The sequence below is a fragment of the Flavobacterium sp. NLM genome (assembly GCF_002210235.1).
GTDB classification, from domain to species: Bacteria; Bacteroidota; Bacteroidia; order Flavobacteriales; family Flavobacteriaceae; genus Flavobacterium; species Flavobacterium panici.
The window spans coordinates 16,325-29,752 of the sequence record NZ_LIAC01000001.1; the positions used below are offsets into that span (position 1 = coordinate 16,325).

The 13,428-nt window shown below is 35.9% G+C and carries 9 protein-coding genes; 4 read left to right on the top strand and 5 right to left on the bottom strand.

The genetic code is table 11. From position 1 onward, the window contains the following. Positions 1-61: 61 nt before the first annotated feature. Positions 62-1,519, bottom strand: a complete 1,458-nt coding sequence (locus APR43_RS00080; RefSeq protein WP_053470317.1) for a sulfatase — start codon at positions 1,517-1,519, stop codon at positions 62-64. A 215-nt stretch (positions 1,520-1,734) separates the two neighbouring features. On the opposite strand from APR43_RS00080, the gene APR43_RS00085 reads away from it, so the two are divergent. Next, positions 1,735-2,172: a MarR family winged helix-turn-helix transcriptional regulator gene (locus APR43_RS00085; RefSeq protein ID WP_053470318.1), complete on the top strand. Its 438-nt coding sequence runs from the start codon at positions 1,735-1,737 to the stop codon at positions 2,170-2,172. Positions 2,173-2,177: 5 nt separating this feature from the next. Next, positions 2,178-3,497: a S41 family peptidase gene (locus APR43_RS00090; protein ID WP_053470319.1), complete on the top strand. Its 1,320-nt coding sequence runs from the start codon at positions 2,178-2,180 to the stop codon at positions 3,495-3,497. Positions 3,498-3,605: 108 nt separating this feature from the next. Here the strand turns inward: APR43_RS00090 and APR43_RS00095 are convergent, their stop codons facing one another. Beyond that, complete coding sequence (locus APR43_RS00095; RefSeq protein ID WP_053470320.1) at positions 3,606-6,524, bottom strand: PQQ-dependent sugar dehydrogenase; 2,919 nt, start codon at positions 6,522-6,524, stop codon at positions 3,606-3,608. Between the two features lie 218 nt (positions 6,525-6,742). After that, positions 6,743-7,132, bottom strand: coding sequence for a winged helix-turn-helix transcriptional regulator (locus tag APR43_RS00100; protein ID WP_082356351.1), 390 nt, complete (start codon positions 7,130-7,132; stop codon positions 6,743-6,745). A 107-nt stretch (positions 7,133-7,239) separates the two neighbouring features. Here APR43_RS00100 and APR43_RS00105 point away from each other — a divergent pair, with 107 nt between their 5' ends. Beyond that, entirely contained in the window at positions 7,240-7,848 is a 609-nt protein-coding gene (locus tag APR43_RS00105; RefSeq protein ID WP_053470321.1) for an FMN-dependent NADH-azoreductase, read from the top strand. A gap of 364 nt (positions 7,849-8,212) precedes the next feature. On the opposite strand, the gene APR43_RS00110 is transcribed toward APR43_RS00105, so the two are convergent. After that, entirely contained in the window at positions 8,213-9,493 is a 1,281-nt protein-coding gene (locus APR43_RS00110) for an acetyl-CoA C-acetyltransferase (protein ID WP_053470322.1), read from the bottom strand. 219 nt (positions 9,494-9,712) lie between these two features. Between APR43_RS00110 and APR43_RS00115 the strand changes: the two genes are divergently transcribed. Next, entirely contained in the window at positions 9,713-12,139 is a 2,427-nt protein-coding gene (locus tag APR43_RS00115) for a TonB-dependent receptor (protein WP_053470323.1), read from the top strand. Between the two features lie 249 nt (positions 12,140-12,388). On the opposite strand, the gene APR43_RS00120 is transcribed toward APR43_RS00115, so the two are convergent. Continuing rightward, the gene (locus tag APR43_RS00120; protein WP_053470324.1) at positions 12,389-13,411 is read right to left on the bottom strand and encodes an LLM class flavin-dependent oxidoreductase; all 1,023 of its coding nucleotides are present in this window, start codon (positions 13,409-13,411) and stop codon (positions 12,389-12,391) included. Positions 13,412-13,428 lie beyond the last annotated feature (17 nt).

Consider the following 13,428-nt stretch of genomic DNA (forward strand, 5'->3'; position numbering starts at 1 on the left):
GAAAAAACTTTGCGACTCTGCGACTTTGCGAGAGATTTCACTTATAAGATTTCACAAAAACTTATTCAACAATCGCAGGTTTCCTAACGTTCTTTCCGACTTTATTAGTCAAATCATCGCCAAGATCTTCTCTGGCGGTTTCGGCTATTTTTTGAATCTCTGCTACAATTTCAGGATATAATTCCTGAACATCACGAACTTCACCCGGATCATGCGCCAGATCATATAACGCAAGCGGAACTTCAACCACAGCGCCTTTGCCTCGTAAACCGCCTTTTCCGGTTAAATTTTTATTGTATGATGTGCTTTTGTGCGGGAAAACCAATTTCCAGTGTTTGTAACGAATCGCTTCAAGATTATTGCTTCCTACACCAAAATAATAATAGAAAGTATCTCTGGGACCTTTATTCGTTTTTCCTGTCAGTAAAGAAAGAAAATCCAGACCGTCGATTTTATTTTCAGGCAAAGCAGATTTGGTTATGTCGGCAATTGTTGGTAAAAGATCCATATTCGTTATAAGCGATCCGTTTACAGTTCCGGCTTCTATTTTTCCGGGCCAGCGAATCAAAAATGGAACTCTGGTTCCGCCTTCCCAAGTGGTTGATTTTCCTTCTCTAAAACCACCAGATGATCCTGCGTTGTCACCAAAAAAGAGCCACGGACCATTATCGCTGGTTACAATTACAACCGTATTTTTGGTAAGTCCTTCTTGATCTAAAGTTTTTAATATTTCGCCAATAGACCAGTCAATTTCCATAATAACATCTCCAAATAAACCTAAATCACTTTTGCCTTTAAATTTATCTGAAACAGCCAAAGGCGCGTGCGGCAGCGGATGTGTGAGATATAAAAAGAACGGCTGTTTTTTATTTTTTTTGATAAAACCCACTGCTTTTTCGGTAAAAACTGTAGTTAATTTAGATGCCTCTTTTATGTTTCTAATAGTATCTATAACAGTCGTATTGCTGATTAATGGAAGAGGAGGAAAGGTAGAACGCAGATCTTGAGGATCGGTTACCAATGAATATCCGTCGTAATCAATTGGCCATACATCATGAGAATACGGAATCCCGAAAAACTCGTCAAAACCATAATTTGTAGGCCAGTACGGTAAATTATTTCCTAAATGCCATTTTCCGTAATTAGCGGTTCTATACCCTGATTTTTTCAAAAGTGAAGCTATCGTTTCTTCTTTTGGATTAAGGGCATGTTTTGCTCCCGGAAGCAGTACACCCGACATTCCAATTCGGTTTGGATAACATCCTGTCAATAACGCCGCTCTCGATGCCGTACAAATAGCCTGAGCCGAGTTAAAATTAGTCAAGCGCATTCCTTCCTGCGCCACCTGATTAAAGTGCGGAGTTGGGATTCCCGTCATTCCGTAAGGTTCAGTATCTCCATAACCCATATCATCCATATTGATAATAACGATATTGGGTTTTTGGCTTTTACTTTGGGCGGTTATTTTACTGCTAATGAAAGGAATTACTAATAAAAGCAGCATTAGACTTTTTCTCATAATTTGTGTGGTATTTATTGGGATAGCTAACTACAAATATAACCCGCAAAAATGAAAAGTATTCTTCTTGGGATAACTCTTTTGTTTCAAATAAATATAAAATTGTTATTTCCTGAGAGTTGAAGCAGGATTATCGTGTGAAATATTTTATTTGATATATCAAATAATTATATATATTTGATATATCAAATAAATTTAAATATAACTTATTTAAAATGAAGCAGAAAAATCCAACAGGAACGGTTCTTTATACCATAGAACAGGCTATAAAAGAATATAGGAAAGTTTGCCAAAAAAACATTGAGAAGGTCGTAAGTGATATTACGGTTGATCAATGTTTGGTGTTAATTATTTTAAATGAAAACGAAAAAATTTCTCAAATTGAAATAGCCAGATTAATTTTTAAGGATAATGCTTCCATTACAAGAATTATCGAATTAATGGTCAAAAAAGATTATTTGATAAGAGAAGCAAATGAAGTTGATAAAAGAAAATCAAAGCTTGTAATTACAGAAAAAGGCAGGGAAACAATTGTTTTACTAACGCCTGTTTTTAACCTAAACCGTAAAACTGCTCTTGACGGTTTATCATTCGACGAAATTGAATTACTGGACAAATTACTGCATAAAATAATTTCAAATTGTAAAAAATAATAAAGATGAAGCAACTTATAAATGTGATATTACTGCTATTATCAATTGGTGTATACGCACAAAAAGAACCTGATTTTACGGAGTTAAGTAAAAAACAAGTTATCGATTCGCTGGGTAAAGAACTCGAAGAATTTTACATTAGACCGAATGCAATTGAAAGTATTCAGAAAAAATTGAAAGAGAATTTTAATGCAGGAGTTTATAAAAACAGTGTAACGCCAAATGAATTTGCCTCAAAACTTACTATGGACCTTTTAGAGGTTAGCAAAGATTTACATTTTAGAGTAATGTATGATCCGGAATGGACTGATCCTCTGCAAAAAAATGAAGATAAAAAGGCACAGGAAAAAATTAAAGCAGCAGAATTAATTGAGGCAAAAAACAGGAATTTCGGATTTCAGCAAGTACGTATTTTAGAGGGAAATATTGGCTATTTAGCATTTGATTATTTTGAAGATCCTGCAATTGGGAGCGAAACAGCCGCTTCTGTGATGCAGTTTTTAAATAATACAGATGCACTGATTATTGATTTGCGTAAAAATAATGGCGGGGCAATGGAAATGGGGCAGTTTATTAGCAGTTATTTTTATTCGAATAAAGAATTACCGCTTTATAAATATTATTATTACGAGAAAAACAGAAAAAAAATTGAAAGAGAAATGTGGCTGCTTCCGTCTGTTCCCGGTAAACGTCTGGCCGATATAGATATCTATATTCTAACAAGTTCCGTTACATTTTCTGCTGCAGAATGGATGAGTTATTCGCTTCAAAATTTAAAACGTGTTACGATTGTGGGCGAAAAAACGGCTGGTGGAGCGCACCCAATAAACCGGGTAGGAATATCAAATGGTTTTTCTGTAAATATACCTTTTGGCGAAGTCAAAGATCCGGTTACGAATCTGGATTTTGAAGGAAAAGGCGTTATGCCGGATGTTTTATGTAAGAGCGAAGAAGCCATAAATACGTCTCATTTATTAGCTTTGAAAAATTTAGCCTTAAAAAATAAAGATTCATTAAATAATCTTAACTGGTTTATTCCGGTTATTAAAAACAGACAAAAACCATTACATGTTGATAATGCTGTTTTAAAATCATATCAAGGCAAATATGGAAAATCTGAATTGGTTTATGAAGGGGATAATTTATATTACAGATGGAATAATATCGTTACTCTTTTATTGACTCCAATTGAAAAAGATTTATTTCTGGTTGATGGAACAGATGAATATCGTATAAAAATTGTTTTCGAGAAAAAATCTTTAACAGCGATAAAAAGAATTTATCATAACGGACAAGAGAGAGTTTATAAAAAAGATAAAGTTTAACCCTTAAAAGCTACAAAGTTTTATCCCAATAAATTGAAAACCCCAATAGATCCTAAAATCTATTGGGGTTTATTATTTTAGCTTATTTTCTAAACTTAAAAAATAAAATTATTGTTTACTTACTGGGATTGCTTTACTGGAAGCATTAGTTTTTATAAAATAAATTCCAGTTGCTTGTTCAGAAATTGAAATTACATTTCCTTTTCCTTGTTTAATTTTATTTCCTGCAGCAGAAAATACAGTCCATTCCAGTTCTTTTGATAAATGGAATATTCCTTTTGATGGATTTGGATAAACTACAATTGCATTTGGTTCTGCATTTGGATTTTCAACACCAAGGTGACAGTCGTGAACCATATATGTAACTGTTTTCGTGTTGCTTCCTTCTGAATTGCTTACGGTAAGTGAAACTTCTTTATCTCCTTCTGTAGAATAAGTTACAGTATGAGGGCCAGCTCCGGTTGCTGTTGCAGGCTGAGCGTCAGCACCAAAATTCCATAAATAGTTATCAATTGTACCAATAGAAACGGATGTAAAAGTAACAGGCTCATTTTCGCAACCCATTTGTGGTGTAAACTCATAATCGGCTACCGGGCTGGTAATTCCAGACAATACAAAATCCATTTTGTTTACGTTAATGTCATTTTCATCAAAATATAAAGTAATGACATGATTACCCTGCGTTAAAGGAATATTAGGAACGGCAACAGTCTGCCATGCCTGGAAACCTCCCGTATTTGGGATATTTAGTATTCCGGTAACGTTTACACCGTCTACCTCAAGATGTAATTTTCGGTTAATATAAGGTGTTGAAATTCTTAAATTGATGGTATAATTTCCGCTGGTACTTACTCTTGCAGAATATTTCAGCCATTCATCTTTTGCTACATACGCAAGATTATATCCGCCTTCGTTACACGCTTCAGTTCCTACGCCGTCGCCAGCTCTGTATACATTATCTCCGCCGCCGTTTTTATCCAGAAAAGCACCCGGGCCAACATCATAATTTTCTGCTTCAATAGTTCCCGGAATTTGAGCAACTAATCCCTGATATGGTGCATTTTGAAGTACAGTTGCTGTATAAAATGCTGTATATGTAATGGTTCCTGTTGCTGGCGCCGTAAAAGTTTGATTTGCAGCTCCGCCCTGACTCCAATGGTCAAAATCGTAACGCGTATTTTCAATATACTGAGGCGTTGGTGCATTTAAAGTTTGTACCGCTGCATTTGCCACAACTTGTTTTGTAGAAGGTGCTGTAACTGGTTTTTGATTGAATTCTAAATTAAGTGGTACTGGTGAACTTGTCGCAGTAACATCAACCAAATTAGGTTTAATATCAACAAAAGTAGTAGCAGTTAAACCATCGCTGTCGGTTACTTTTACCGTAAATCTGTACCACACATTTGGTGTTTTTTCTCCTTGATTTGAAGCGGTGAAATCCCCAGATTTTACACCTTGCGGACTTGCACCAGGATGCGAGTGTCCGGCTCCCGGAATATCTTCGTGAAAAAGATCAATACTCCATGAAAAGGCACTTGCAGGTAAAGTTCCGTCCTCAACATCTGTTGCAGTGGCTTCAAAATGAACTACATCTTCAGCATTCCATTTTAATGATGGAAGCGGAGAAACAATTGTTACCGTTGGTTTATTACTGAATGGTTTTACCGTTAATGTTGCCGGATTACTGGTTACATTTCCTGCTGTATTAGTTACAATAACTTTGTAATCGCCTGCATTTGCATTTGTTACATTAGGAATTGTATAACTTGCTCCGGTTGCTCCGTTAATATCGACATTATTAAACTGCCATTGATAGGTTAAACCTGTTCCGCTTGCCGAAACTGTAAAAGTTACCGGATCTGTTTCCATTATAGTTTGAGAAACCGGATGATTTACAATTGTTGGTGCAGCGGTTGCTATATAGTCTAATTTAATTAATGAACCATTATTTCCGTATTCACAGTAATAAATGAAACCATCATTTCCTAACATCATACCCAATACCTGAAATTGTGGTGCCGAATAAAATTCTGTAGAAACGGGATTCGCAACATTAGGATCAAACCAGCGAATTGCATTTCGGACAAAATCTTTGATAATGAATTTTCCCTGTAAATTAGGATAACGGGAGATTGTTGGATTATACAAAACTCCATTTGTTAAAGCATTTCCAATACTTCCCGTTGCGTAGGTAAATATCGGATTTGTAAATAAATCAGTTTCGGTTTGCATTCCGTCGCCTCCCTGCGGATGTCCCCAGGCATAATTGCGAATTGTTGGATTGCTGATTTCATTAATTTCTTCCCATGAAGTTCCAACATCCAGTACAAATAATTTATCGGCAACAGCATTGGGAACAAGTCTCCACGGATTTCTAAATCCGTAAACCCAGATGCTTTGTCTTTGTACAGAACCGCTTCCGTAAAATGGATTTCCCGGTGCAGGAAGTCCGTCTTCTGTAATACGAAGAATTTTTCCTTTATAAGTGTCTAAATCCTGAGAATTAGTGTTTTGCTGACTATCTCCAACGGTTACATACAAAAATCCATGGAAGAATTTTAAATCTCCGCCATTATGAAATCCGTTACCAATAGGTTCTAAAAGTAAAATTTCCTGTCTGCTTACTACTTGGTTAGCATTGTCAATTTTGATTCTTTCAATTTTATGTCTGACTTTTTCTCCTGCTGGTTGTATAGAATAAAAAACATAAATGTAACCGTTTGTTGCAAAGTTAGGATGCAGCGTTAATCCAAGTAACCCTTGTTCGTTATCTGTTACGGTAGGAACGGTAAATACATTTGTAACCGTATTGTTTTGAAACACTTTAACAATCCCGCCGCGTTCTGCTATAAAAATTCTTCCGTCAGAAGATTGTTCCAGCGAAAGTCCTTCTTTGATAACCGCAGTAGGAGCAAGGTTTTGCGTGATGTATTGCGAATAGGATTGTGAAGAAATCAATAAAGCAAAAGCTATTATTAGATGACTAAGCAATTTATTTTTAATGTTAAATTGTAGATTTTTTCTCATAATTATTCAGAATTTTTAGTGATTTGGGTAATCAAATTTAAACTTTTTCTGTATAATTATTTAGTTTACTAAAATTTCTTTACGATATCGATTTAGTGATAATGCCACAAAGGCACTAAGGCACAAAGTTTTTTTTACACAATCCTTATAATTATCGGGATCAGGTTAAGTAGATTTTAAAATCATTTTAATCCTTTTAATCTGTGGCAAAAAAACTTTTATTTTCCGATAATTTCTTTTCGGTGTAAAGTTCCCCAGTCTTTTAGGGCCATGATAACATCTCCTAAAGATTGACTGTGCTGGGTGCGTGAATATTCGACCGTTGGCGGAAAAGTATCGTAAACAGTTCTAGTAACAAGTTTATTGATTTCGAGATCTTTTAATTCTTTCGAAAGCATTTTGTCCGTAATTCCGTTGATGTCTTTTGAGATTTCTTTAAAACGTTTTGGTCTGTCAGACAAAGCAATTAAAATGGGTAGTTTCCATCTTCCGCTTAAAACTTCTAAAGCATCTCTTACAGGCAATAATGCCGCCATGCATTCTTGTGGTTTGCAATCTTTATCTTCTTTTTTGAATGTTCTTACTGCTGTTTTTACTTCTGCTTCCATATATATCACATTACTATCCTCAAGGGTAGCGCTATCCTCGGGGATAGTACTATAAAAGAGATAGCAAATGTAGATAAGTTTGTATCGTAAAACAAATAATTTAAATCATGAGCCAAAAAATTCTACGCATAATTACCAGTACAAACGGAGACACTTCGTTTAGTAATCAATTATCAAATGCTATTATCGAAAAACTAGCAGCACAAACAGAAACGGAAGTACAAACACTAGATCTTACTCAAACACCTTTGCCTTATTTAACAGGTTCGCATATTAATGCGGTTTATACACCTGCAGAAGCTCATACGCCAGAACAAACAGACGCATTGAAATATTCTGATGCAGCAATAAAAACGTTATTAGAATCGGATATAATCGTGATTGGTGTGCCTTTATACAACTTCGGAATTCCGGCAGTTTTAAAAGGATGGATCGATCAGGTTGCAAGAGCAGGAAAAACTTTTAGCTATAGTCCGGAAGGAGCAAAAGGATTAGTTACCGATAAAAAAGTATACTTGTCAATCGCTTCCGGAGCTATATTTTCTGAAGGGCCATACAAAAGTTACGATTTCTCGGAATCATATCTTAGAACTGTATTAGGCTTTTTAGGAATGACTGATGTTACAACTTTCCGTGTGGAAGGAACTGCAATTCCTGATTTTGCACAAAATGCTTTACCAAAAGCTTTATCTTCTGTTGAAGATTTTGCTTTTTAAAAAAGAAAAGAAAATAAGAAATCTGCCAAATCTGCGTGCAAAAAAAAAATACTCCCGCAGATTTAGCAGATTCAACGGATTTATAAAATGAAATTAAAACCTTATCTTCTGTTGCAGAATTTATTTTTTAAAAAGAGAGAAATTAAAAAATCTGCCAAATCTGCCAAATCTGCTAAATCTGCGTGCAAAAAAAAAACTCCCGCAGATTCAGCAGATTCAACGGATTTATAAATGAAATTAAAACCTTATCTTCTGTTGCAGAATTTGCTTTTTAAAAAAGAGAGAAATTAAAAAATCTGCCAAATCTGCCAAATCTGCGTGCAAAAAAAATACTCTCGCAGATTCAGCAGATTTATAAATTTTATTATTTTTCAATAATCATCGTAACGCCTTGTCCTCCTGCGGCGCAGATAGAAACAAACCCTCTTCCTGAACCTTTTTCATTTAATAATTTTGCCATAACGCCAATTATTCTTCCTCCGGTTGCGGCAAAAGGATGCGCGGCTGCAAGACTGCTTCCTTTTACATTTAGTTTTTCCCTGTCAATTGCACCAAGTGTTTTCTTCAAGCCTAATTCGGCACTCAATTCCGGGCTTTCCCAAATTTTTAAAGTTGCTAAAACCTGAGCGGCAAAAGCTTCGTGAATTTCATAATAATCAAAATCCTGTAAATTTAATTCCGCTTTTTCAAGCATTCTGCTGGCTGCAAATAAAGGCGCCAATAAAAGATTCTGCTGATTTTTTACATATTCAATCGCCGCAATTTCAGCAAAAGTAATATAAGCCAAAATTGGTAATCCGCGTTCGTTTGCCCATTCTTCGCTGGCTAAAAGTATGCAGGAAGCACCGTCAGTTAAAGGAGTTGAATTCCCGGCGGTTAAAGTTCCGTTTGCTTTATCAAAAGCAGGATTTAGTTTCGCCAGTTTTTCTATACTGCTGTCTTTCCTTAAATTATTATCTCGGTCAAGTCCGTTAAAAGGCGTTATCATATCAGCAAAAAAACCTTCGTCATACGCTTTTGCCATATTCAAATGACTTTTAAGAGCCAGATTGTCCTGATCTTCCCTTGGAATTTTATAATATTTTGCCGTACTCTCCGTATGTCCGCCCATCGAAAGTCCGGTTTGTGTTTCTTCATTTCTTGGAACTAACGGAGAAAAATCTTTTGGACGAAGCTTTAAAAACGCCTTGATTTTTTCACCCAATGATTTTGCCTGTCTGGCTTTAAGCAATGTTTTTCTCAAATTTTCACTTACCGCAATTGGCATATCACTAATAGAGTCGACACCTCCGGCAATTCCGGATTCGATCTGGCCAAGCGCAATTTTATTGGCAATATAAACTGCACTTTCAATTCCGGTATCACAGGCTTGCTGCAAATCGCAGGCTGGGGTAGCGGGATCGAGAGCCGTTTTCATAACACATTCTCTGATCATATTCATGTCATAAGAATGTTTTATTACGGCGCCTCCTGCAACTTCACCTAACAATTGTCCCTTTAAATTATATTTATCAATAAGCCCGTTTAAGGCTGCGGTCATCATTTCCTGATTTCCAACATTTGCGTAAGCGGTATTGGCTCTTGCAAACGGAATTCGATTATAACCTACAATAGCTACTTTTCTAACTGTTTTTGTGGTATTCATTGATTTATGTTTTTTGTTGTTCTGGAAATTATTTTGCGGATTAAAGATAACTATACTTCCTCAATTATTTGCTTTCTCTTAAAGTTTATAAAGTTACAAGTGTAAAAATATCACTAAACAGTCTTATTATTTTATATTTATTTAGAATAATTAAAAATAATTTGGAAAACCCAGCATTACCGTTTACTTTTGCCAAACAAAACTTAAAATAGTACTAAAATGAGTATAAATATCATTAAGAAAGTTTGTTTTTTGATGGTTCTTTTGACTTCACTAAATGTAATGAGTCAGGAATTAGGAAAGGTAAACGGAAAGATTTCTTTAAGCGGTAACGAACCAGTGCCGGGTGTTTCAATAGTTCTAAAAGGAACAAGATATTCGGCTGTTACAAATGACAACGGTCAATATGAAATTAAAAATGTTAAGCCGGGTTCTTACACGATTAGTGTTCGTGCAGTTGGAATTCATGCCGTTGAAAACACAATCGTAGTAACGGCAAAACAGACTACTACCAAAAACTTTACACTTTCTGAAAGTCAGGAAGATCTTGATGAAGTTGTTATTACAAAAAATAAATACAAACAAGACAAGCCCTCATTGTCATTACGTCTTCAGACTCCGGTACTTGAAATCCCACAGAATATTCAAATCGTAAGCGGACAAACTTTAAAAGACCAGCAGATTATCAGTATGAGCGATGGAGTGATACGTAATGTGAGTGGTGCTGTGCGATTAGAACACTGGGGAGATATGTATACGAATATTACAATGCGTGGTTCACAAATCCAGGCTTTCCGTAACGGATTTAATGTAGTTACTTCTTTTTGGGGACCATTGACAGAAGATATGAGTTTTGTGGATCATATCGAATTTGTGAAAGGACCAGCAGGATTTATGCTTTCGAGTGGTGATCCAAGCGGACTTTATAATGTTGTGACTAAAAAACCAACCGGGATTACCAAAGGAGAAGCCACTGTTATGGCTGGAAGTTTTGATTTTTACAGAGCAAGTATTGATCTTGATGGAAAATTTGATAAAGAAGGGAAGTTTTTATATCGTTTTAATGGTGCTTTTCAAAAGAAAGGTTCTCACAGACCGTTTGAACACAATGACCGTTATGTAATTGCTCCGGTACTTTCGTATCAAATTGATGATAAAACAAAAGTTACTTTAGAGTACAATTATCAAATGGCTAATATGACTGAGGTTGGTTCTTATTATATTTTTGGAGCTGACGCTGGAGGATATGCAACTTTGCCAAGAAATTTTACTATGACACAGCCGGGTCTGCCAGATACAAAAATGAACGATCACAGCGGATATTTTACATTTGAACATAAATTTGATGACAACTGGAAACTTACTGCACAAACATCATATTTTAAATATCTACAAAAAGGATACAGCTCATGGCCAACCGGAGTTGGGCCCGGACCAGTTGATTTAGATTATGATGAGATACCTGACGGAACTCTTGGGTATGGTGAAATTATACGAAATGTTGGTATTTGGGATGCGGAAAGCGACATGTTTTTAGGACAGATTTTTGTTAATGGTAAATTCAATACCGGACCTGTTTCTCATAAAGTATTAGGAGGAATAGATGCAGGAAATAAAGAATACTATGCAGATTTTTACCAATCACATGATTTAGATACTTTCGATAATCCGTTTAATATTTTTGCACCAAATTACGGATTGCCGGCAAACGGACTGCCTGTTTTTGATCGTGATACACCGCTTAAGGAGAGATCTTTTGGCGGTATGATTTCAAAATATACGGCTGCTTACATTCAGGATGAATTAGGTTTCTTTGAAAATAAATTGAGATTGACTCTTGCGGCAAGATATACATGGATTAATCAGACAAACTGGGGCGATGTTCAAGAAGATACTCACATTACACCTCGTGTTGGTATTAGTTATTCTATAACGCCAAGTACATCGGTTTACGGATTGTATGATCAGGCTTTTACGCCTCAATCAGGAATTATTCAAAATGGAGATCCAATTAAACCTCTTACTGGAAATAATATCGAGTTTGGAATTAAAAAAGATTGGTTTGACGGATCATGGAGTACTACAGTTGCTGCTTATAGAATTTTGAAAGAAAACGAATTGACTTCTGATCCTGCTAATGGACCTAATGATGTATTTAAAGTTGTATTAGGAGAAAAAAGAGCACAAGGTATAGAAGTTGATCTTAGAGGAAAAATCTTTGACGGTCTTAATTTAATTGCAAATTATGCTTTTACAGAATCTATAGTTACAGATTCTAATGTTCCAAGTATTATACAAGGTTCTACTGTACCGGGTTTCTCTAAACATGTTGCAAATGCATGGCTAAATTATACTCTTGTAAATGGTAAGTTAAAAGGATTTGGAGCGTCTATTGGAGGTACATACCTTGCAGGAAGACAAACAGATACTTGGGCTGTCGGACTCGAAAGACTTCCAGAATATTTTAAACTTGATGGTGGTTTATCTTATGAGATTGGAAAAATGAAATTTACAGCGAATGTATTTAATATTTTAGACAAATATCTTTACAGTGGTTCTTATTATGCTTCAACTAATATTAATGCTTACTATTGGCAGACAGAACAACCAAGAAACTTCAGATTTGGCGTAACATACAAATTCTAAAAATATTTAATTGTTCTGGTTGAAAAATTACAATTAAAAAAGAAAGCATCCGCTAAAACGGATGCTTTCTTTTTTATAGGTTCAGAGGTTCAGAGCGGCAAAGGTTCAAAGTTTTTTTGAAAATTTGTCCACGGATTTGACGGATTAAACGGATTTGCACGATTTTATTTTATTAATAGTACCAGATAAAAAACACCAGTGTAAATCCGTTTAATCTGTGTAATCTGTGGCCCAAAACCACACAAACTATTACCCTTTCTTAATCAAAGGAATTAGTTTTGTTCCAATAAGTTCTATGGCGTTCATTAATTGAGAATGTGTTAATCCTGCGTTGTCCATTTGGAACGTAAATCTTTCAACACCGCCAAGCGCTTCGCTGTGACGTAAAATTTTCTCTGCAGCCCTTTCAGGACTTCCCACAATTAAAACACCAAGATCATCAATTAATCCGTCAAATTTACCTTTTGTAACCGGAGGCCAGCCTCTCTCATATCCTAATTTTGTCCACAATTCGGCATAGCCCGGATAATATTCTTCGATAGCTTTTTCGGTTGTATTCGAAACATAACCCGGCGAATGCAATCCAACTTTTAATTCGTGCGGTTTAAAACCAGCCGCTTTTCCGGCTTCACGGTATAAATCAATCAAAGGTCTAAAACGATGTGTTTGTCCGCCAATAACGGCAACCATTAAAGGCAATCCTAAACTTCCGGCTCTTACAAAAGATTCCGGAGTTCCACCAACGCCAAGCCAAATCGGCATTTTTTCCTGTAAAGCCCTCGGATAAACCGGAAGATTATTCAGTTCCGGACGAAATTTCCCATACCACGTTATAAATTCGTTATCTCTAACCTGTAAAAGCAATTCAAGTTTCTCTTTAAAAAGCGCATCATAATCTTTAAGATCATATCCAAAAAGAGGATAAGCTTCAATAGCAGATCCGCGCCCGACAACAATTTCGGCTCTGCCTTTTGAAATTAAATCCAATGTCGCAAAACTTTGGTAAACCCTAACAGGGTCAGCAGCACTTAAAACCGTTACCGCACTTGCCAGTCTGATATTTTTTGTCCGAGCCGCAGCCGCACTCAAAATTACCGCTGTTGCCGAATCCAGAAATTCTTTTTTATGATGTTCTCCAATTCCAAAAACATCCAATCCAGCCTGATCTGCAAATTCAATTCTCTGCAGCAGTTGTTCCATCGCGTCAACACTACTCAAAGTGTTGCTGTCGCCGTACATTGCCGAAGCAAAACTATCGATTCCTATTTCCATAAAATATTTTTAAATTT